The sequence below is a fragment of the Cognatiyoonia sp. genome (genome assembly GCF_965661665.1).
Lineage (GTDB): Bacteria > Pseudomonadota > Alphaproteobacteria > Rhodobacterales > Rhodobacteraceae > Cognatiyoonia.
The window spans coordinates 1-21846 of the sequence record NZ_CBFIEO010000011.1 but is presented as its reverse complement, the minus strand read 5'-3'; the positions used below and the strand labels follow the sequence as shown (position 1 = coordinate 21846).

Sequence of the window (21846 nt, the reverse complement as noted above, 5' to 3'; positions counted from 1 at the left end):
TCAAGAGGTCTGGAATGGAAAGGGACCGTTACCGTCATCTGGGCCAATGCGGATCGACTGAAAGCCTCCATCCCATCGGTGCAGCAGGCATCCATCCTCCTGGGTATGAAACCCAACCGGCGCATCAGGCCGCCGGTCATAGGCAAAGGTGCTATTGGGCGATGGTGCAGAGATCGCGACATGGCCTGCAATTGTCTGAATCATCATGGCGTGGATATGCCCGCAGACAATCCGAAGCTCACCTGCATAGCTGCAGACGGCGTCTGCGAAATCCTGTTTATTGGTCAGACCGATGTCATCCATGAACCTGATGCCACATGGAAACGGTGGATGATGCAACGCCAGCAAAACCGGAAGGCCATCCGCGCGGTTCAATGCGGCACGCAGGAAGGCCAGCGTCTCCCGGGTCAGGGTTCCGTGCTTTTGCCCCTCGACCAATGTGTCCAGGCCGATCAGGCAAACCTCTCCGATCCTGTGGTCCCAGTTGATAGGACCCGCGCCCGGGATCTGATCCGCAAAGGCCGCACGCATCGGCGCGCGTGCATCGTGGTTGCCAGGTATGACATGCAGCGGCACCCCTAGAGGGGCGATCAGCTTTTTAAAGTGGTCATAGCTTCGCGCACTGCCATCATCGCTGAGATCCCCGCTCACAAGCACTGCATCCAGCCCCCCGATCTGGTGACGGATTGCACCGATCCGGATGACTAGGCGATCCAGGGCATCTGCAGTGTCGAGCCGACCCGCGACACGCCCACCTGGTGCCACGATATGCGTGTCGGAGATCTGCAAGATTGTTTTCATTTGATCCCTGCGCGCAGGAAGGCTTGGACAAATTGGCGTTGGAAGATCAGGAACGCTATCAGCAATGGCGCGACAGACATCAGAGTTGCGGCCGAGATGACGCTGATATCCACACCGTTTTCAGGCGCGCCAAAGATCGACAAACCCACCGTCAGAGGCCGCGTTTCCGGAGAGTTAGTGACGATCAAGGGCCACAGGAAATTGTTCCAGTGGGTAGAGACCGAAACCAGCGCATAGGCCAGATATGTGGGTTTTGCCAAGGGCACATAAACCCGCCACAGAATGCCCAGCAATCCACAGCCCTCAATCCGCGCGGCCTCGTGCAATTCAATGGGGACACCCTTAAAAGACTGACGCATCAGGAATATGCCAAATGCGCTGGCCATATAGGGCATCCCAACACCAAGGATCGTATCAAACAGCCCTAGCCGCGAGATCATGGCGTAGTTTTCAACGATCAGCACTTCGGGCAGGATGAAAAGCTGCATCAGTACCAGAATGAACACGAAATCCTTGCCGGGGAAATTCAACTGCGCAAAGGCGAAGCCTGCTAATGTCGTCAGCACGAATTGCCCGATCAGGATCACGGTCACCAGCATGAAGGTGTTGATGAAATACTTCAGCCATGGCGCGCCCTCCCAGGCCACGCGAAAGTTATCCAATGTCCAAGGCGAGAACAGTTTCAGATTGACCGCATCTGACGTCGAATGTGTTGCGGCCCAGAAGGCGAACAGTAACGGTGAAATCCAGATGATCGCCAAAAGGATTGCGCCAAAGCTGTCCATGAATTTGGTCAGGCTCTTCATTGGTAGTGCGTCCTTCTGTCGAGATATAGGAACTGCACAGCCGCAACGATCCCCAGCACTCCAATGACCATCATCGTCATGGCCGCTGCACTTGGCGCGTCAAAAAAGGCGAATGCCATCTCGTAGATGTAATAGAGGATGAGTTTTGAGGCATCTGATGGCCCGCCTTTGGTCAATATGAACAAATGGTCGATCAGTTTGACCGAGTTGATCATGGCATTTACCGCGATGAACAGGGTTGTGGGCATAAGCAGCGGCAACACGATCCGGCGCGTATATGTCCAGCGGCTGGCCCCTTCGATATCGGCGGCTTCCTTGAGGTCCGCCGGGATCGTCTGAAGCGCGGCGAGGTAGAAGATCATGAAGAACCCCGCCTCTTTCCAGATGGTCACAATGATGATCGCCCAAAGCGCGGTTTCCGGCTGGCCCAGCCAGTTAACGGACGGCAGGCCAAACAGACTGCCGATCTGGTCCAGCACCCCAAGGCCGGGCGTATAAAAGAAAAGCCACAGGTTTGCCGCCGCGATCATCGGCAAGACGGTCGGTGTGAAATAGGCAGTGCGCACAAAGCCACGGGCGCGGATTTTTCCATTTGCCCAAAGCGCCATCGAGAGCGCGATGAAGATTGACACAGGGATTGTGATACCTGCGTAAAGCAGGTTGTTCTTGATCACGATCCAGAAAGTCGGATCGGCAAAGAGATCGGCGTAGTTCTCGGTGCCTGCAAATTCGGTAGGTTTGCGACGCGTGCCGCGGGAAAACAGGCTTGACCACAAAGTCGCGACCGACGGATAGAACGCAAACAACGTCAACAGAACAGCGGCAGGCGACAGCAACAGCCAGCCATAAATGGCCTGTCTGCGGCGTTCAAGATTGGCGTGGGCTGACATGGCGCGTCTCCGCTGTGGGAAAGAGGTGGGCCGGCACGAACAACGCGCCAGCCCCGCCAGTAGTTTTACTGGTAGTCTTTGAGCAGGCGCTCAGCGGCGGCCTGTGCCTCGGCAAGTGCATCAGCTGGCTCTTTCGCGCCGGTCAAAGCGGATTGGATCGCATTGTTGAGACCATCGCGTACACGGGCTGTCTCGAAGGTCGAGAATTCGGCCACAGCGTTTTCCAGCTGGTTGCGTGCCACCAGGGCAGGCGGGAATTCAGCTGTGTAGGCTTGCAGAGCATCTGTTTCATAGGCTGCGGGTGACACACCCATGTAGCCAGTGCCAATGGACCATGCGGCGGCCTGATCAGGCGCAGTCATGAACTGGATCAACTTCATTGCAGCGGCGCGCTCTTCGTCAGACGTATCTTTGAACAGGTAGAAGTTGCCGCCCCCTGTTGGCGAGCCTTTGCGCACATTGGCGGGCAGTTCGGCCACGCCAAAGTCAAAGCTCGCACCATTTTTGACCGCTGTCAGGTTGCCAGTGGAATGCCACATCATCGCGGTTTGGCCTTCAAGGAACGCCTGACGCAATGTGCCCCATTCAACGGTACCTGTTGGCATGATGCCATGTTCCGACGAAAGCGATTTCCAGAATTCCAGCGTTTCCACAACGGTTGCGTCGTCGAAGTAAGTGGTCAGACCATCATCGGACATGACCTCTTTGCCATTCTGGATCGCAAGCGCCTGGAACATCCAATAAGGATATCCGGTAGAGGGGATCATCAGGCCGTAGGTGTCGCCTTGAGTCAGAGCCTTACCCATAGAAATCATTTCATCCCAAGTCGTAGGTGGTGCTTCGGGGTCAAGACCTGCGGCGCGGAACATATCCTTGTTGTAATAAGCCACGATCGTTGAGCGCTGAAACGGAATGCCCCATGTCTGGCCTTCGATCGTACCATTGGCCATGAGCGCGGGATAGAATCCATTCAACCATTCTTTGTCCGCATCCGTTGTTGCGACCTCCTCGAACGGGATCACCAAATCCTGTTCGATCAGGTCATAGGCGTCGATAGAAAACATCACCGCCAATTGGGCAGGCTCACCAGAGGCAAGTGCGGACAAGGCACGCACGCGCGTGTCATCGTAGTTGCCCGAATAGATCGCGTTCACTTTGATGTCAGGGTTTGCAGCTTCAAAGTCTGCAACGATGCCGTCGACCACTTCGGTCAAGGCACCCCCGACCGCAATCGGGTAATACATTGTCAGTTCGGTCTCAGCATTTGCCGGAGCGGTCAGGCCAACCGCCATCGCAGTGGCCAGCCCCAATCCAGTTTTCGAAAATAGTTTCATCTTTCTCTCCCTTGGTTTTAGTTGGTTGTTTTGTCAGCCGGTGATTTTCACCCAGCCAGTCGTTGGCCCGCAGCGTCAAAGACGTGCAGGTTTTCGTCGTGAAAGGTGATGTCGATTTCGCTGCCATCGGCCATCATCGAAAGACCCGGTTTGAGCACGCAAAGTCCTGAAGTGCCGGCGCGATCCAGACCGATCAGCGTCTCTGCCCCCAAAAATTCACTTTCATTGACAGTGCACCGCATCCGCCCCTCGCCTTTTGGCACAATCTGGATATTTTCGGCTCTGATCCCGATTGTCTTGTCATCGCCAAACCCATCCAAAACGGAAGATTGCATCAAAGCCATGGGTGGCGCGCCGACAAACTCGGCAACAAAGGTATTGTTGGGCCTGCTGTACAGGTCCTCGGGCGCACCAACCTGCTGGATATGCCCGTCTTTCATTAGCACAACCGTGTCGGCCATGCTCATCGCTTCTGTCTGGTCGTGAGTCACATAGACGACTGTGATGCCCAGATCGCGCTGCAACTTCTTGATGTCCTTGCGCACGGCGTTGCGCAGCTTGGCATCAAGATTGGAGAGCGGTTCATCCATCAGGCACAGGCGTTGCCCCGCCACGATGGCGCGGGCCAAGGCGACACGCTGGCGCTGTCCGCCTGATAATTCGCCAGGCTTGCGATCTTCAAGACCGAGCAGGTCGGTGATTTCTAAAGCGCGGCGCAGCTTCTCCAGCCGCTCTTTCTTTGGGACGCGCCTGACCTTCAGGCCAAACATGACATTTTCGGCGACCGACAGATGCGGAAAAAGTGCGTAGGACTGGAACACCATCGACAAGTTCCGGTCCGATGCCGCACTGGTCGTCACAACCTTGCGATCGATCAAAATCTTACCCTCGTCGGGCAATTCCAATCCCGCCAACAAGCGAAGCGTCGTTGATTTCCCGCACCCCGACGGGCCCAAAAGGGCGGTAAAGCTACCCTCGGGAATATCTAACGTGATGCCTTCAACGCCCAATTTGCCGTTCCAGCGTTTTGCCACGCCATCGAGCTTCACAAACGGTGTTGTCATTTTGCATGTCCTTCAGCCACAAGCAGCCGATCTTTGAGGGTGGCCAGCAAAGACGCAAACTGCTCCCCCGGCCGTCGGTCGATGATGATCCTGTCCATGTCAGCTATATTGCCGCCCAACGCGGGGGCCTGACGCCCAAACTTTGACCCATCGATCACCAGAAGAGACTGTTTGGCATTTTCACAAATCTTTTGTGTCGCGCTGACTTCAGTTGTGTGAAATTCCAGCAACCCACCGTCGTCTGCGATCCCCGCGGCACCAAACACCGCGAAATCCGCACGGAAGCGTCCAAAAAAATCCAGCACTTCGTTGCCCAAAATGTCGCGATCCGGCAAACGCACCTCACCACCGGGCAGGATGATCCGATTTGAGACGTCCTCGCTCAGCGCCATCGCGGCACTCAGGTTGTTTGTGATGACGGTCAGGCCCTTCCGGCGGCGCAAGGCCTGCGCAACGCTCAGCGGCGTCGAACCGATGGAAATGAACAAAGTAGCACCGTCAGGAATCAGCTCAGCGGCGGCCTCTCCGATGGCGCGCTTACCCATCAGGTTCGTGCCAGCACGTTGATCGAAAGGCGTATTGAGAAATTCTTCGCTCAGCTCGATGCGGCCATGGACACGGTGCAGCATGTCGCCTTCGCAAAGGGTATCCACGTCGCGCCGGATCGTCTGCATGGAAACATTAAACCGGTCAGCCAGCGAACCAATGGTCACAGCCCCCTGTTCAAGCACCAAAGCCGAGATCGCTTCGCGTCGTCTTTGTTTTTTTGATGACATTCCACCCCCGCGACCATGAGTCTCTCGGAAGGTTAATCTGCAAAAAACCACAAAACAACATTTTTTTGCGTGATGCGGCCGGGGGTTTGCGGTGGATGAGCCTAAGCTCAGTCAGAAAATGGGTGTTTGATCCATCAAAGACCCCAATAAAATGTTGTTTTGTGGTTTTTACTTTCGCTTACAGAATATTCCTTTAAGGTGTTCGCCAAGCGGGCGATCAGAAAACGAAATGGGGAAGCATGCTGACAACGCAGTCGATATTTGATCGTTACGAAGAAGTGCGGGCACGGTTTCCAAACGTTGTCGCTCGCGAAGCCTCGCTTGGGATCTCGTCATTGCTAGACATCGACGATCAGGTTGATGCCTTTGTTTTTGACGCATTTGGCGTATTAAATGTGGGCGAAACGATGATCCCCGGTGCAGATTTACGTCTGGATCAGCTGCGGGCACGAGGTTGCGCCATTCGCATCCTCACCAATGCCGCAAGCTATGACAGAGAGGGTGCAATTGCAAAGTTCCAACGCCTTGGATTGCGCGTCATGGATGATGAAATCATCACCAGCCGGGAAGCGGCTCTTCAAAACCTGAGTGACGGGAGTTGGGGGGTAATCGCCGACGACTATGACCCGCTGAACGATCTGCCTAGCAGCGTGACGCGCCTGAAAGACAACGCCGACGACTATGACAAAGCCGAACAATTTCTGTTTCTGTCGACAGCGGACTGGACAACCTCGCGTCAAGGCTTGTTGATGTCAGCGATGCAGCAGCGCCCGCGAAAAATATTGATCGCAAACGCAGATCTGGCCGCGCCTCGTGATAATGGATTCTCCATTGAGCCAGGGCACTACGGCCACCAGATCGCCGACCAATTCCCAAGCTATGTCCACTTCTTTGGAAAACCTTTCCCCGACGTCTATGACCTAATCGAAGAGTCACTGGCTTCGCTTGAGCCTGACCGGATAGCGATGTGCGGCGACACTCTTCATACAGATATTTTGGGCGCTGCGGCACGTGGCTGGCGCACGGTATTGGTCACGCAAGATGGCTTGTTCGCGGGCTACGATACGCAGCCATTTTCAGAGCAAGCGCACCTTTTTGCAGATTGGCACGTCAGCCGAATCTGATGAAGCGGGTTTCATGATGTTTGTGTGTTGAATGTTGAGCCTGTTGATGAGTTCTCGCCTGTCCAGGTGGGCAGCGCAACATCCTGTGGTACACTGTGCCCGTCAGCATTGGGTTGTCGCTTTGGGAAGGCATGGCGGATCGGAGGATCAATCATGGAAACCACACCGAACCTGCCAGCCATTCGCGCACTCCGCCCCGCTTAGAACAAGGGTCGCATCATTGGTCAGAAACGACCTTTGAAGCTCAAACACGTTTGGGCAATCCGAGTGCGGCTTGAACTAGCAGAGAACCATCAAGACCTCGCACTGTTTAACATGGCGATCGACAGCAAATTGCGTGGCTGTGACTTGGTGAAGATGAAAGTCGTTGACGTAATGGCGTCTGGCCAGATCAAGGAACGCGCTTCCGGCCTGCAAAGCAAAACCCAGAAACCCGTGCGATTTGAGATTTCCGAAGGCACCCGAGCCTCGGTCGAGAAGTGGATGGAAAACGAGCTCATGGTCGGCTCAGAGTACCTTTGGCCGGCCGCTTCCATGAACGGCTGCATATTTCGACCCGGCAGTACGCCCGGATCGTGCGCGATTGGGTCACGTCCATCGGGCTTAAGGCGAGTGCATACGGCATACACTCGATCCGACGCACACAGGTCACGCAGATCTACAAGAAAACAGGCAACCTACGGGCAGTGCAATTTCTGCTCGGCCACACGAAGCTGGGCAGTACTGTTCGGTATCTTGGTGTGGAGCTCGAAGATGCTCTGGGCATCGCAGAAGCCATTGAAATTTAGCGTATTTGGGTCGTATTCACAGTATCGCGCTCAAATGCGTTGGCAGTCAGTGGTGTAAGCAAAAGCGTTAAAGCCAAAAATGATCTCTTCATGTGTCCCTCACAAAAAATTGTGACGCCACCTTGGGTTGTAGCGCGCAAAATAACTACAGTATTTTTTGCCGAATATGCAAAATCTCTCACATATCGCCTTCGCGCAGCAGTCAAAGCTAACGCCTTGAATACGGCGCATGAAAGAGTCAGACAGTGGTCACTACCATTTCTGAAAGCTCGTTATGACCAAGATGAAGAAGGAAAATCTGCGCTCGCGTGATTGGTTCGCGCGTGAGGGCGATCCCGAGATTACAGCGCTCTATCTTGAGCGCTACCTCAATTATGGGCTGACGCGGGAAGAGTTGCAGGAAGGCAAGCCGATCATCGCGATTGCCCAGACCGGCAGCGATCTCTCTCCTTGCAACAGACATCACCTTGAACTCACCAAGCGGGTCCGCGACGGGATCATCGCGGCGGGTGGCACCCCGATAGAGGTGCCGGTGCATCCCATCCAGGAAACCGGCAAACGCCCAACGGCAAACCTTGATCGCAACCTCGCATATCTCTCATTGGTGGAAACGCTGCAAGGGTACCCGCTTGATGGTGTGGTCCTGAACATCGGTTGTGACAAGACCACCCCTGCCTTGTTGATGGCGGCTGCCACAGTCAACATCCCTGCAATTGCCCTTTCGGTTGGCCCCATGCTCAACGGCTATTGGAACGGGGAAAGAGCCGGCTCCGGCACGGTGATCTGGAAAGCGCGGGAACTGATGGCGAAAGGGGAGATTGACGGCGACAATTTCATGGAAATCGCCGCCTCCAGTGCCCCCTCCGTTGGCTACTGCAACACGATGGGCACGGCAACAACGATGAACTCTTTGGCCGAAGCCTTGGGCATGCAACTGCCCGGCAGCGCAGCCATTCCCGCCCCCTATCGTGAGCGGGCGCAGGTCAGTTATGAGACGGGCAAACGCATTGTCGACATGGTGTGGGAGGATATGCGCCCTTCCGACATTATGACCCGCGAAGCGTTTGAGAATGCGATCGTGATCAACTCCGCCATCGGCGGCTCGACCAACGCGCCAATCCATCTGAATGCCATCGCCGCGCATTTGGGCGTTCCACTCAACAACGATGATTGGCAGTCGCTGGGCTACAAGGTGCCACTTCTCGTAAACCTGCAACCCGCCGGCACTTATTTGGGTGAGGATTATCACCGCGCAGGCGGTGTTCCGTCCGTTGTGGCGGAACTGGTGAAGGGCGGTTTGCTGCCAAACCCTGACGCCATAACAGTGAATGGCCAGACAATGGGCGCAAACTGCGACGGCAAGGCAGCAACCAACACAGATGTGATCCGCACCCTCGACAATCCATTGGTGGACGATGCGGGTTTCTTGAACCTTAAAGGCAACCTTTTTGACAGTGCGATCATGAAAACCAGCGTGATCTCAGAGGCTTTCAAAGCGCGCTACCTGTCCAACCCCGATGATCCCAATGCATTCGAAGGGCGGGCGGTCGTGTTTGATGGACCCGAAGACTTCCATCACCGCATCGATGATCAGGCAGAGAACATTGACGAAAACTGCGTTCTCTTCATGCGCGGCGCAGGCCCCAAAGGATACCCGGGCGGGGCGGAGGTCGTGAATATGCGCGCGCCGTCTTACCTTCTGAAGAAAGGCATCGACGCGTTGCCTTGCGTCGGAGACGGTCGGCAGTCGGGCACCTCCGGCTCCCCCTCCATCCTTAACGCCTCGCCGGAAGCCGCCGCAGGTGGCGGTTTGGCGCTGCTCAAGAACGGCGATCGCGTCCGCTTTGATCTTGGCAAAGGCACGGCTGACATGTTGGTCCCACTGGACGAGTTGGCCGATCGCGCCCGCTCTTTGGCAGAGACGGGCGGATACCAGATGCCAGAAAGCCAAACCCCATGGCAGCAATATTTCCGCGAACTGGTATCAGGTTTGGATACGGGCATGACCTTGCGCGACGCGCCGGATTACCGCGATACCGCGCGTGGGCATCGCCCCCGAGACAGCCACTAGTCAGGCAACTACACCCCAGAGGAAGGACCAAATGGTTAAAGATGGTGCCCCTGTGGGCTGTCTTGGCGAGGTTATGCTTGAGCTGGTTTTGGGCTCTGGCACTAATGCGCAGCTTGGCGTTGCGGGCGACACCTACAACACTGCCGTTTACATTGCGCATGAGTATCCCGACGTCAAAGTCGACTACGTGACGGGTCTTGGGAAGGACGGCTTCTCCGATCGTATTCGGGCGCATATGGCGAAATACAACGTCGGGTCTGACCGTATTTTCACCCATCCTGACCGTGGTCCCGGCCTTTACGCCATTGAAACCGATGACAAGGGTGAGCGCAGCTTTACTTATTGGCGCAGCGCGTCTGCTGCGCGGTGTTTGGGCAACCCTGATTTACCTGAGATTTCCGACATGCTGAACGGGCTCACGCACCTGCTGTTCACGGGCATCAGCCTCGCCATTTTGGAACAGGCCAACCGCAACCGGTTGTTTGAGGCAATCGACGCCTTCCGCGCGAATGGTGGGGTCGTCGCATTCGACAGCAACTACCGTCCACACCTTTGGGGCGACGCCAATCTTGCCCGGCGCGAGACGGAGCGTGCATGGGCCACCTGTGATATCGGCATGCCCTCGGTTGACGACGAAATGGCCCTGTTCGGCGATGCCTCCACCGTGGATGTTTTGAAACGTTTTGCGGGCTACGGCATTGGCATTGGCACCCTGAAACGTGGTGCAGACGGGCCAGTTGGACTTGATGGGACCGTTCCAGAGATCACCTCAAAACCAACGGCAGTTGTCGACACAACAGCGGCGGGCGACAGCTTCAACGCGGCCTATCTTGGCGCCCTCATTAGCGGGTCGGATAACGCAACATCGATGCGTGCGGGCCATGACCTCGCTTGCAAGGTCATAGCGCAAAAGGGTGCAATCATCTTTTAAGCCCTGGTTAGAGAACGCTAGATAAAGACGGCCTCATGTGGCTTCAACGTCGTGCGCGCCGCGCCAAAGGCTTGCCTATTGGCGGCATGACCAAGTTCTGGGAAAAGTTCCAAGAGTTCGATAAAAACATCCGACAGAACCGTATCTGTCACAATGTCACCTGGTTGGAAGCTTTCGCTTCATGTGCCATCGACATGGACGATTTCGTGGCCGTCAAACATGAAATGGATGTAGGTCACCCCATCTGCATCTGCCGCGATCTCTACCCCGTCGCGATGTGTTAGATGCTTTGCACAAACCAAAGCCTCCGGCTCTCCCGAAAGAAGCGACAAGGCCGTGCTCGCCACCAATATCCAATGTTGGGGCGACACCAGCATATATCAGACCGGTGCCTGTTTGCCCAAAGCACCCTGCGCAATGTGTATGGGGCGCATCTGTGGGCGGCGAGCCAGCTCTGTTGTGTCAAGCGACTTTCGCCCAATCCAGCAGATTGGCTTATATCCATTATCGCGGGTCAGGACGTGATCACCAATTTGAAGGTCTTCGACCAGCTTCGGCCCGGTCAGGGGCGACACAACACTGTCAGGACAGAAACAAGGAATGACATTTCAACACTGGCAAAAAGACCGGAGGCTGCGACGGAGCTAAAATCAAGCGCTGTCGTCCAAGCCATACCTGTCCCACAGCCCCGCAAGCCAAGACAGGAATTGGGATCAAAAGGTTCGCCGGTATCTACGTAGGTTTCGTCCGCTTCAACAGTCGCTCCCGTCCAGACTCCACCATTGGTGAAGCTAACTGCGACATCTATCCCACCGGTGTCCTGCGTGAACCCAGCAAAAATATCTGTGCCGTCGACACCTTGATTGGTCCAATCAAGGAACAAGGGGGTGTTTGAGAATGTGGAACTGCCACCATCGACGACATCATCACCAGCACCGGCGTTGATTGTGTCGTTACCAGCGCCGCCAGTAATTGTGTCTGCATCAGCAGTGCCAACTATCGTGTTGTTGCTGTCGTCGCCGTTGATAATCGCCATGGGTCTTCTTAACTTCGGACGGGTAAAAAACTCTTACGGGCCGATAGCCATGAAGAACGCCGAGAATGTGGCAACGTTAGGGGGAAAACGCGAAATGTTGCGCATAACAATCGAGAATGCGCCTCAGGATTTCACCAATCTCACGGTTTCTATTTTATGGTTGAATTTCGGTGGGTTGGCCGATTGGGCAGCACCTAAAACGATTAGGTCCCGCCCTCTCTGATCAATAGATCGGGAAGTTTTCACACATGGCTTCGACCTGCGCTTTCACGCGCTGCTCGACAGCTGTATTCTCCTGTCCGTCATTGGTGGCAAGCCCATCCACAACCTCAACGATCCAGTGTCCGATTTGACGGAATTCCGTCTCTGTAAACCCGCGCGTCGTGCCCGCTGGGGAGCCAAGACGCAGGCCGGACGTGATCATCGGCTTTTCAGTGTCAAACGGGATGCCATTCTTATTGCAAGTGATATGCGCGCGGCCCAATGCGGCCTCCGCCGTGTTGCCCTTCACGCCTTTCGGCCGCAGATCAACAAGCATGACATGCGTGTCGGTGCCGCCCGTGACAACGCTCAAACCACCCTCTTGCAGAGCATCTGACAGCGCCTGCGCATTGCGGATGACCTGCTTCTGGTAGTCCACGAATGACGGTTGCAATGCCTCACCGAACGCCACAGCCTTCGCTGCGATCACATGCATGAGCGGACCGCCCTGAATGCCGGGGAAAATAGCGGAGTTGAACTTCTTTGCGAGCTTCTCATCATTGGTCAGGATCATGCCACCCCTCGGGCCACGCAGCGTCTTGTGAGTGGTGGTGGTCGCCGCGTGGACATGGGGGAAGGGCGATGGGTACACTCCTGCGGCAATCAAGCCTGCAAAGTGCGCCACATCCGCCAAGAGATAGGCCCCAACCTTGTCCGCGATCGCGCGGAATCGCGCAAAATCAAGCTGGCGCGGGATGGCTGAGCCGCCCGCAATGATGAGCTTTGGCTCATGTTCCAGAGCCAATTCTTCGATCTGATCATAATCAACGTCGAGCGTATCTTCCCGCACGCCATAATGAACGGCATTGAACCACTTGCCCGACTGGTTGGGCGCAGCACCGTGCGTCAGGTGTCCACCCGCATCCAACGACATGCCTAGGATCGTGTCACATGGCTGCAAAAGCGCCTGAAACACACCTTGGTTGGCTTGGCTGCCCGAGTTCGGCTGAACGTTGGCAAAGCCACAGTCAAACAGCTTGCAGGCCCGCTCAATCGCAAGGTCTTCGGCCTCGTCCACAAACTGACACCCGCCGTAATAACGTCGGCCGGAGTAGCCTTCGGCGTACTTGTTCGTCATCACCGAGCCCTGCGCCTGCATGACGGCCTTAGAGACGATGTTTTCAGAGGCAATCAGCTCAATCTCATGCCGCTGACGGCCAAGTTCGCGGCTGATCGCGCCAAAAATATCTGCGTCGGTGTCGGCAAGATCGGCGGTGAAGAAACCGGTATCACGGTGGGGTGCATTCATGTCAGAGTCTCCGTTTAGGCAACGCGGTCGCGTGGCGCTTTGCCTTCAAAAAAGTCATTGAGGTTATCGAGCACGCGGAAGCCCATCGCTTGCCGCGCTTCGCGTGTGGCACTGCCAAGATGCGGCAGTATGACAAGGTTGTCGCACTGTGCGAGGGTCGGATTGATCGCTGGTTCCCGCTCGAACACATCAAGCGCCGCACCGCCAATCGTCTCGAACATCAGCGATTGCGCGAGGGCGGCTTCATCCACGACCTCGCCACGGGCTGTGTTGATGAGAAACGCATCAGGTTTCATCAAATCCAGCCGCGCGCCATTGATCATCTTTGCATTTACCGCACCGCCGGGGCAGTGCAGCGAGACAAAATCACATTGCGGCAGCAGCTCATCCACGGATGAGACCTGCACAGCATTAAATTTCTTGAGAATTTCAGGGCGCACAGCGGATCGGTTTTGAACCAAAATCTTCATTCCGAACCCAAAATGGGCGCGCTTTGCCATCTCTTGCCCGATGCGGCCAAACCCGATGATGCCAAGTGTTTTGCCTGACACTTTCGTGCCCACAAGATGCGTGGGACGCCAGCCGGACCAATCGCCTGCGCGCAGCTCCCGCTCACCATCCCCTGCCCGACGGGCAACCATCAGCATCAGCGTCATCGCAAGATCCGCCGTGCATTCGGACAGAACATCCGGCGTGTTGGTGATGGCAATGCCATGAGTCTTGGCCCGCTCCACATCAATGTGCGTGTAGCCCACACCGTAATTGGCCAGAATCTTGGTCTGCGGTTTGGACACATCCAACGCCTCAGGCCCGATCTTGTCGGTCACGGTTGGCAATACAGCGTCATAGCGCTGGATCGCCTCACGAAACTCAGCAGGTGTCAGCGGGCGATCGGATTTGTTCAGTTCCACATTGTAACTCTGTGCAAGCTGCTGTTCGACCGCTGCTGGCCAACGGCGGGTGACAAGAACGCTTGGGCGCACCATCACGCGTCCTCCATCACGCGGGCGATGGTTTCACCGATGACCGCAGGGTTTTCCGCCACGGTCACACCAGCCGCTGACAAAATCTCAACCTTCTCTGACGCGCTTTCGCCAAAGGCCGAGATGATCGCACCCGCGTGGCCCATCGTACGGCCCTTTGGTGCAGTCAAACCCGCCACATAAGCCACAACAGGCTTTGACACGTGATCGCGTATGTATTCAGCCGCTTCCGCTTCCTGCGGACCGCCAATCTCACCGATCAAAGCTATGACATGTGTGTCGTCATCATTCTCGAACCGCTCAAGGATATCTCGGAAAGACGACCCGTTGATCGGATCACCGCCGATGCCAACAGAGGTGGAGACACCAATCCCGCGTTCCTTCAACTGGCTCGCCGCTTCATAACCCAGTGTGCCGGAGCGACCAACGATGCCCACATGACCCTTGAGGTAAATGTGACCCGGCATGATGCCCAAGAGCGCCTTACCGGGGCTGATTGTGCCTGCGCAGTTCGGACCGGTCAGCACCATCCGGCGCTCTTTCGGGTAGCGGTACATGTAGCGCTTCACGCGGATCATGTCCTGCGCTGGAATACCGTCGGTGATGCAGACACAGTATTTGATGCCCGCATCCGCCGCTTCCATGATGCTGTCCGCCGCAAAGGGTGGCGGGACGAAGACCAGAGATGCCTCGGCGCCGGTTGCCGCAACCGCGTCTTCAACAGTGTCGAACACTGGCAGACCTTCAACCGTCTCGCCACCCTTTCCGGGAACCACGCCACCTACCACATTTGTGCCGTACTCCAGCATGTCTTTGGTGTGGAACCGCGCCATTTTGCCGGTAATACCCTGCACGATGACAGGTGTGTCCTTTTCCAGAAAAATGCTCATGATACGACCCTCACTCTAACGCCTTGAGAGAGGTCGTTTCTCCACGCGCCTACAGCTCTCTCAGCAGCTTCATTCAATGTGCTTGCACGGATGATCGGCAGACCAGACTTGGCGAGGATCTTTTGACCCTCCTCTACGTTTGTCCCTGCAAGCCGGACGATGACTGGCACGTCGACTTGCACTTCTTTCAATGCGTGGACTACGCCCTCTGCGACCCAGTCACAGCGGTTGATGCCCGCAAAGATGTTCACGAGGATCGCCTGCACGTTCTTGTCCGACAGGACGAGGCGGAAGGCCTTAGCAACACGCTCAGGCGTCGCACCACCCCCGATGTCGAGGAAGTTCGCAGGCTCACCACCTGCCAGCTTGATCGTATCCATCGTCGCCATCGCCAGACCTGCACCGTTCACGATACAGCCGATGTTGCCGTCCAAACCAACGTAGCTCAGACCACGGTCTGCCGCGCGGCTTTCGCGTGGGTCTTCTTGACTCTTGTCGCGCAATTCCGCGATCTGCGGATGACGGAACAAGGCGTTGTCGTCGAATGTCATCTTTGCATCGAGCGCGATAATCCGGCTGTCTTCTGTGATAACCAGCGGGTTGATCTCAACCATCGTGGCATCCAGCTCGGTAAAGGCGCGGTAGGCACCCTGAAGCGTGCGCACCATCTGCTGCACAAGTGCGCTGTCGATCCCTAGCCTGAAAGCAATCTGACGGCACTGGAACTCACGCAAGCCCACAGCAGGCTCGACAACGGCACGGACTATGCTGTCAGGCTTTTCGGCGGAGATATCTTCAATCTCCATCCCACCTTCGGCGGATGCAACAATCATCACACGCTGCGTTGTGCGGTCGAGAACGAAACCGAGGTAAATCTCTCGCGCAATTGGCACAGCAGCCTCTACATAGACACGGTAAACGCCCTTGCCTTCTGGACCTGTCTGGTGCGTGACCAGCTTCATCCCGAACATGTCTTCACAGACATCGTTGATCTCAACGTCGCTATTACAAACCTTGACGCCACCCGCTTTGCCGCGGCCGCCGGCGTGAACCTGCGCCTTTACGACCCAACGCTCCCCACCCAACTCGCGGGCACGATAGGCCGCTTGTTCTGGGCTGTAGGCCAATGCACCGTCAGGAATGGCAACGCCGAAGCCTGCAAGTACTTCTTTGGCTTGATATTCATGAATGTCCATGACGTCTTCCTTTATTCGGCAGCAATTGCTGTGCCGTAGTGACCACGCAGAACGTCGTCGATTTTGTCTTGATCCACATCTGCACCCATCGACCGCATCGCATCTGCGAAACGATTGACGATATCCGTGATCGCGGCTTCGTTCAGCAAGTTCAGGATGCCGATACGGACCTGAACAGGCTCTGACAGTGTGGGCCAGATGCCGAAGTTCTGTGCGCGGCAGTGCTGGACAAGATCCATCTCACGCCCCGCCAATGCGCCTGGCAAGTTCAGAACGACGAGAGACGGCATGTTCGATGTCACCTCGCAGCCCATCGCCTCAACAGCTTGCCGCAGTGCAGTTTCGTGGAACACGTAGTCGGCGGCACGCTGCGCCACAGTCTGCTGCAAGCAAATGCGCAGCGCTTCGTGGAAGGCGGAAACCGCATAGGCGGAATGCGTACGGTGGTATGTGCCACGCTCAACATCCTGACCGTCGATCACACCCCAGTGACGCGCCTCTAAGATCGGATGGTGGCAGAATGTCCGCGTGCCAGTGGCGCGAAGCACCTCGATATATGTGTCGCTAAAGGACACAGGCGCATAGGTCAGCGGCAGGCAGCAGATGCCCTTCTGCGGGCAGGACGCCCAGCCGTGCACACCTGGATAGTCATCAATGCGGAAGTTCCCGACGCCAAGACTTGAGACAGCATCCACAAGACCCATCACGCCGTGCTTCTGACACGCATCGCTGAACGCTTGCACGTCGTTGACGCGGCCAGAGCCTGTTTCCCAATGCGCCATCGCAGCCCATTTTGGCTTATGCTCGGCCAAAGCAGCCTCAACGATCTCTCCGGTCACGCTTTCGCCGTGTGGGACGTTGACGATCACAACGTTCTCCGTCTGCGGATCGAGGGAGTTCGCAGCCAGTTCTTCAGCTGATGCCGCTTTCATGCGAACGGTCAGCCCGTCGATCCCGGAGAAGGTCCCGTTGACGAACATCACAACCTTGTCGCCCGGCATCACGGCGGAGAACATCATGTCCAATCCGCTCCAACCCGTGCCTGCAACGCCGAATGTGTGTACGTTGTCGGTCCCCATAACGTCGCGCAGCATCACTTTACATTCGACCATGCCCCGAAGAACGTCGGCGTGCATGTGATCGGCCAAGCCAGCGCCAGCATATCGTGCTAGAACCCGTGCATCCGTGTTGCCAGGGCCGGGGCCAGCGGCGATCGTGTTAGGAATGTCCAGTTGTGGAAAGCTAAGTATGTCTTGCATGGTCCCTCCAAGCGGATGCGATGTAGTTTTGTTTCGATTTAATGCTTGAGGATGAAACATAAATGCGTTGCCATAAATGAAAACACACCTTAGTACTACTTTTGGTAATCTAAATGGGTGGGAAATTCACCACCCAAACGTTTAAATATGCAAAGGTATGCCGAAAATAGACCCGCACAAATGGGTAGTTTTTTCAAATAAGACAAAATGAATCAGACTATTAGCCGAAATGACGCTCCGATCGACATCATCCTCGCTGATGGCAATCCGCTGGTGCTGTCCGCCTTGTCAGAGCTGATCGACCGCCATCCGCGATTCTCCTTGGTGGCCACAGCCGCCACCGCCGAAGGGTTTTTGGGCACATTTATGCGGATCCCCGTGCAGGTCGCGATCATCGATTGGAACCTGCCCGCTCTCGGCGGCGCAAAACTGATCGAGATTTTACGCGATCAGGAAAACGCCCCGCGGATCGTCGTTTATGCCGAAGACACCGGTGACTTGCCCCGCCTCGCCATGACCGCCGGTGCGGCCGCCTTTGCCGCGCGGTCCAGCGATGCAGAGACGCTTCTTGAGACCTGTATCGACGTCGCCGCTGGAAAAATGGTCTTCCCGTTCATCGATGTCCGAAACCTGCAAAGCGACCCGATCCAGTCCCTCTCCCGCAAGGAGCGTGCGATGCTCGAAGCGCTCTCAAAAGGGCTCACAAATCGGGAGCTGTCCAAGGAGCTTGAGGTTACCATCAACACGGTGAAATTTCACCTCTCAAACCTCTACGAAAAACTGGGGGTCAAAAACCGCGCGCAGGCCATCGCATTCTTCTATTCCTCGCGCCTCGCGCTGGAGCAAAATTCCGACGACGGTATACCCAAATAGACCGAAACTTTTCTTGACATAATGTTTCGTAAGATTCTTGTGTCGCGCAATATTACTTCTTTAGAAAAGGTCTCACCCATGTCGTTCCACTCCGTCACACAGGCACCCGGACGCCTCAATCGTTCCGAACTCGCTGTTCCCGGCAGCCAGCCGCAAATGTTTGAAAAGGCAGCAAAATCTGATGCTGATGTAATCTTTTTAGATCTTGAGGACGCAGTCGCGCCAGATGAAAAATTACAGGCGCGAAAAAACATAATTAAAGCACTCAACGACATTGATTGGGGCAACAAATCCATGTCCATTCGAATCAATGGGTTGGACACGCATTACATGTACCGCGATGTTGTCGACATCGTCGAACAGGCGGGCGAGCGGCTAGATTTGATCATGATACCCAAAGTGGGAACCGCTGCGGATGTCTATGCAGTAGACATGATGGTGACCCAAATTGAGGACGCAAAAGGCTACAAAAAACGCATCGGTTTTGAGCACATTATCGAAACCGCTTTGGGCATGCAAAATGTGACTGAAATTGCCGCGGCATCTAAACGAAATGAAAGCCTGCATTTCGGGGTTGCGGACTATGCCGCATCGACCCGCGCACGCACGACGATTATTGGCGGTGTGAATCCCGACTATTCGGTTTTGACCGATCCGGCCGAGGACGGAAGTCGAGATATCCATTGGGGCGATATGTGGCACTACGCGCTGGCCAGAATGGTGGTTGCCGCACGCGCCAATGGACTGCGCCCTATTGATGGTCCGTTCGGCGATTTTTCCGATCCAGATGGCTACCGCGCAGCCGCAAAACGGGCTGCCGTCCTGGGCTGTGAAGGCAAATGGGCCATTCACCCAAGTCAGGTCACTTTGGCGAACGAAGTCATGAGCCCATCAGAGGGTGAAGTGGATCGCGCAAACCGGATATTAAGAGCCATGGCGGATGCCGAAGCAGCTGGAAAAGGCGCAGTTTCTCTTGAAGGCCGATTGATCGACTATGCTTCTATTCGGCAGGCCGAAGTGTTAATAGAAAAAGTAAAACAGATAGAATCAGCATAAATAAAATCAACAATTTGATGACACAGCAACGGCTCTTCGCGCGATCACTTTTCGACCATGCAATTCAGGCAGCAGAGCCTGCAAGCGCGGTGCAGCGTTCATTGAGCGCGGCACCTCTTCCAGCTTTGCCAGACGGTCGGTTAATCTTGATTGCCGTAGGTAAAGCTGCCTGTGCAATGATTAAAGAAGCGATGGATCACGCGCCGCAAAGTGCAACTGTTCAAGCCATTGCAGTCACAAATTACGAAAATGCGCGCCCAATAGAAGGCTGTGAGGTAATTGCCGCAGGTCATCCGGTTCCCGATGAAAATGGATTAAAGGCGTCAGAGCGAATAACCGAGATCCTAACAAAAGCGGGGTCTTCAGATTTCATTCTAACGTTAATCTCTGGCGGTGGATCTGCACTTTTACCATCTCCTATTTATGGCATTACACTGCAAGATAAAATCAAAACCAATGAACTTTTGCTTAACAATGGTTACGAAATTGGGGAAATGAATTTAATCCGGCAGCAGTTATCACGCTTAAAAGGCGGAGGGATGACGTGTTTGGCATCACCCGCCCCTGTGCGATCGCTAATCATTTCTGATGTCATTGGCGATGATTTGCGTGTAATTGCAAGCGGCCCAACTGTATCACCTATTGGCACAGCCGAGCAGGCCGCTAAACTGCTGCGCTCACGCGGACATTTTGACAAGCTTCCCAAAGATGTTCAGCAGCATTTAAATAACGGTACCTCTAAGAATTCTGATACGCTGCAACAGGTCCAAAATCAGCTTATTTGTTCAAATTTGTATAGTCTAAATGCAATGCACGCAGCAGCAGACAGTTGGAATCCCCAATTAGTGTCTGATAATTTGCAAGGAAACGTTAAAGAGGCCTCATTAGAGATAGCAAATTTCATCAAGGCACAGAAACATAACGGCCCTCAAGTATTTTTATGGGGCGGCGAAACAACGGTTAATGTTTCTGGGTCTGGTCGCGGCGGTCGCAATCAGGAATTAGCACTAAGGGTTGCACTAAATCTAAAAAGCATGCCTGGAAATTGGGTATTCCTAAGCGGAGGCACAGATGGGCGCGATGGGCCCACTGATGCCGCTGGTGGGCTAGTGGACGCAAAAACCCCTGAACGAATCCTGACGGCAGGCGGAGACATCACAAAATTATTGGACAACAGCGATAGTTACCACGCCCTGTCCTTGGCAAATGACCTACTCATCACCGGCGCTACCGGAACAAATGTGGCGGATGTTCAAATATTTGTCACAAGTGGATTAAATTGAGTCTTGTATCCAGCTTTGCAAGGCTGCCTTCGGCGCCGCCCCTGCACGATTAGAAATCACCTGACCATCTTTGAAGATAAAAAGAGCGGGAATTCCGCGAACACCCATCGCTGCGGGTGAATTAGGGTTGTTATCTACATCCACTTTGACGACTTTAATCTGCCCTTCCATTTCATTGGACAGCTCTTCCAGTGCTGGACCGATTTGCTTGCAGGGACCACACCATTCTGCCCAAAAATCGACCACAACAGGAATGTCTGAGTTTTTTACTTCTGCGTCAAAAGTTTCATCTGTTACAGCAACTGTCGCCATTTTTGTCTCCTATCGTGACCTGCTCGCTCATTGCAAATTAGGGTTGCACCGTTCAAACGTCAAGAGAGCTCGACCTTAGAAATTTCCGCCGCCACCGAAGCGTAACTAATCGGCATCAATAGCGCAGTTTTCGTCCATAAAATCGCTGGTTTAACTGTATGGTGCGGATAAAGCCTGGCAACGGCAGTCGCATATGCCCCGAGCTGCCGCAATAATCCCAAGGGCACTTCCGATGGCGTGCCTGGGACATTTGCTTTTGTTTTGAAATCAACAACCCAAACATCATCATCCCGAACCAACAACCGATCAATAACACCATTCATCTGTTCTGCGTGCTGTGGGGAAAGTTGCCCAGAAATACCAACTTCGCATAAGGCTTCCGGTGCAAATAAAAAGCTTAGATCAGGGTTTTGAATCACACCGGCTGCTTCGCGCAACAACGCAGAAAATTCAAGCGGCGCGGCCGCAACCCCGGCTGCTGCCAAAATAGAAGTGCCTTGCTGTGGCCAGAGCCTTTGATCCACATCAGGAAGTACTTCGAGCAATTTATGAATTTGAATGCCGCGCTTTTTGGCGGCGGCCTCATCCGAATTGTCCTCATGGGGAAGTGCCTTAGCGCCGCCAAGTTCTGACGGGCTGAGAGGCGCCTTTGGTTGATGCGTTTCGGGGGGCGGGCTGTTTACCCAGTCCGGAAGAGAAATGGAAATGGCGCCTTCTTTGCTGGAACCAACTTCCGCGCTGCTTGGCCAAGTCCCATGTTCAACCCGAAGACCGTCACCGAGACCAAAAGAGTATCTAACCGCACCCGTGTGCTGCATCGCGCTTTGGACTTTGTTGTACCAAGCCGTTGGCTCGCCCGTGAT

Annotated in this window: 21 protein-coding genes and 2 pseudogenes; 7 read left to right on the top strand and 16 right to left on the bottom strand. The window is 55.0% G+C overall.

The window, feature by feature from the left end; translation table 11 throughout:
* The 6 genes from ACTF5F_RS08640 to ACTF5F_RS08615 form a co-directional block, all read right to left on the bottom strand.
* Complete coding sequence (locus tag ACTF5F_RS08640) at window positions 1-801, bottom strand: phosphodiesterase (RefSeq protein WP_438956471.1); 801 nt, start codon at window positions 799-801, stop codon at window positions 1-3.
* Entirely contained in the window at window positions 798-1607 is an 810-nt protein-coding gene (locus tag ACTF5F_RS08635; protein ID WP_009160744.1) for a carbohydrate ABC transporter permease, read from the bottom strand. The genes ACTF5F_RS08640 and ACTF5F_RS08635 overlap by 4 nt, the downstream gene beginning before the upstream one ends.
* Entirely contained in the window at window positions 1604-2497 is an 894-nt protein-coding gene (locus tag ACTF5F_RS08630) for a carbohydrate ABC transporter permease (RefSeq protein ID WP_438956470.1), read from the bottom strand. Before ACTF5F_RS08630 ends, ACTF5F_RS08635 begins: the two co-directional genes overlap by 4 nt.
* 65 nt (window positions 2498-2562) lie before the next feature.
* Complete coding sequence (locus ACTF5F_RS08625; protein WP_438956469.1) at window positions 2563-3831, bottom strand: ABC transporter substrate-binding protein; 1269 nt, start codon at window positions 3829-3831, stop codon at window positions 2563-2565.
* A 47-nt stretch (window positions 3832-3878) separates the two neighbouring features.
* Window positions 3879-4895: an ABC transporter ATP-binding protein gene (locus ACTF5F_RS08620; RefSeq protein ID WP_438956468.1), complete on the bottom strand. Its 1017-nt coding sequence runs from the start codon at window positions 4893-4895 to the stop codon at window positions 3879-3881.
* Entirely contained in the window at window positions 4892-5671 is a 780-nt protein-coding gene (locus tag ACTF5F_RS08615) for a DeoR/GlpR family DNA-binding transcription regulator (RefSeq protein WP_438956467.1), read from the bottom strand. Before ACTF5F_RS08615 ends, ACTF5F_RS08620 begins: the two co-directional genes overlap by 4 nt.
* A gap of 239 nt (window positions 5672-5910) precedes the next feature.
* Between ACTF5F_RS08615 and ACTF5F_RS08610 the strand changes: the two genes are divergently transcribed.
* The 4 genes and pseudogenes from ACTF5F_RS08610 to ACTF5F_RS08595 all read left to right on the top strand — a co-directional run bounded on the left by ACTF5F_RS08610 (window position 5911) and on the right by ACTF5F_RS08595 (window position 10585).
* Window positions 5911-6795, top strand: coding sequence for an HAD-IIA family hydrolase (locus ACTF5F_RS08610; protein WP_438956466.1), 885 nt, complete (start codon window positions 5911-5913; stop codon window positions 6793-6795).
* Between the two features lie 216 nt (window positions 6796-7011).
* A pseudogene (locus ACTF5F_RS08605) lies at window positions 7012-7583 on the top strand (tyrosine-type recombinase/integrase).
* A gap of 274 nt (window positions 7584-7857) precedes the next feature.
* Window positions 7858-9654 (top strand): IlvD/Edd family dehydratase, encoded by a 1797-nt coding sequence (locus tag ACTF5F_RS08600; protein ID WP_438956465.1) that lies wholly within the window; start codon window positions 7858-7860, stop codon window positions 9652-9654.
* Between the two features lie 31 nt (window positions 9655-9685).
* A complete protein-coding gene (locus ACTF5F_RS08595) occupies window positions 9686-10585 on the top strand; it encodes a sugar kinase (protein ID WP_438956464.1) in 900 nt (299 codons plus the stop codon).
* A gap of 17 nt (window positions 10586-10602) precedes the next feature.
* Here the strand turns inward: ACTF5F_RS08595 and ACTF5F_RS08590 are convergent, their stop codons facing one another.
* From ACTF5F_RS08590 to ACTF5F_RS08555, 8 genes and pseudogenes are all read right to left on the bottom strand, one after another.
* Complete coding sequence (locus ACTF5F_RS08590; RefSeq protein ID WP_438956463.1) at window positions 10603-10737, bottom strand: hypothetical protein; 135 nt, start codon at window positions 10735-10737, stop codon at window positions 10603-10605.
* A gap of 27 nt (window positions 10738-10764) precedes the next feature.
* Window positions 10765-11160: pseudogene (locus tag ACTF5F_RS08585) on the bottom strand (Hint domain-containing protein).
* A complete protein-coding gene (locus ACTF5F_RS08580) occupies window positions 11148-11621 on the bottom strand; it encodes a hypothetical protein (RefSeq protein ID WP_438956462.1) in 474 nt (157 codons plus the stop codon). Before ACTF5F_RS08580 ends, ACTF5F_RS08585 begins: the two are co-directional and overlap by 13 nt.
* 223 nt (window positions 11622-11844) lie before the next feature.
* Complete coding sequence (gene glyA, locus ACTF5F_RS08575; RefSeq protein ID WP_438956461.1) at window positions 11845-13131, bottom strand: serine hydroxymethyltransferase; 1287 nt, start codon at window positions 13129-13131, stop codon at window positions 11845-11847.
* Between the two features lie 14 nt (window positions 13132-13145).
* Window positions 13146-14117, bottom strand: a complete 972-nt coding sequence (locus ACTF5F_RS08570; protein WP_438956460.1) for a 2-hydroxyacid dehydrogenase — start codon at window positions 14115-14117, stop codon at window positions 13146-13148.
* Window positions 14117-15004 (bottom strand): succinate--CoA ligase subunit alpha, encoded by an 888-nt coding sequence (gene sucD / locus ACTF5F_RS08565; protein WP_438956459.1) that lies wholly within the window; start codon window positions 15002-15004, stop codon window positions 14117-14119. The genes ACTF5F_RS08570 and sucD overlap by 1 nt, the downstream gene beginning before the upstream one ends.
* Entirely contained in the window at window positions 15001-16200 is a 1200-nt protein-coding gene (locus tag ACTF5F_RS08560; protein ID WP_438956458.1) for a malate--CoA ligase subunit beta, read from the bottom strand. The genes sucD and ACTF5F_RS08560 overlap by 4 nt, the downstream gene beginning before the upstream one ends.
* Before the next feature lie 11 nt (window positions 16201-16211).
* Window positions 16212-17459, bottom strand: coding sequence for an aminotransferase class V-fold PLP-dependent enzyme (locus ACTF5F_RS08555; protein WP_438956457.1), 1248 nt, complete (start codon window positions 17457-17459; stop codon window positions 16212-16214).
* Between the two features lie 207 nt (window positions 17460-17666).
* On the opposite strand from ACTF5F_RS08555, the gene ACTF5F_RS08550 reads away from it, so the two are divergent.
* The 3 genes from ACTF5F_RS08550 (at window position 17667) to ACTF5F_RS08540 (ending at window position 20671) form a co-directional block, all read left to right on the top strand.
* Window positions 17667-18332: a response regulator transcription factor gene (locus tag ACTF5F_RS08550; RefSeq protein ID WP_438956456.1), complete on the top strand. Its 666-nt coding sequence runs from the start codon at window positions 17667-17669 to the stop codon at window positions 18330-18332.
* A gap of 78 nt (window positions 18333-18410) precedes the next feature.
* Window positions 18411-19388 (top strand): HpcH/HpaI aldolase/citrate lyase family protein, encoded by a 978-nt coding sequence (locus ACTF5F_RS08545; RefSeq protein WP_438956455.1) that lies wholly within the window; start codon window positions 18411-18413, stop codon window positions 19386-19388.
* A gap of 17 nt (window positions 19389-19405) precedes the next feature.
* Window positions 19406-20671, top strand: coding sequence for a glycerate kinase type-2 family protein (locus ACTF5F_RS08540; RefSeq protein WP_438956454.1), 1266 nt, complete (start codon window positions 19406-19408; stop codon window positions 20669-20671).
* Here ACTF5F_RS08540 and trxA read toward each other — a convergent pair.
* Together trxA and ACTF5F_RS08530 are read right to left on the bottom strand one after the other, a co-directional pair.
* Window positions 20663-20983, bottom strand: coding sequence for a thioredoxin (trxA, locus tag ACTF5F_RS08535; RefSeq protein WP_438956453.1), 321 nt, complete (start codon window positions 20981-20983; stop codon window positions 20663-20665). The two genes, ACTF5F_RS08540 and trxA, sit on opposite strands and share 9 nt — an antisense overlap.
* Before the next feature lie 59 nt (window positions 20984-21042).
* Window positions 21043-21846, bottom strand: an 804-nt coding sequence (locus tag ACTF5F_RS08530; protein ID WP_438956452.1) for a PD-(D/E)XK nuclease family protein, incomplete at its 5' end; no start/stop codon positions are given.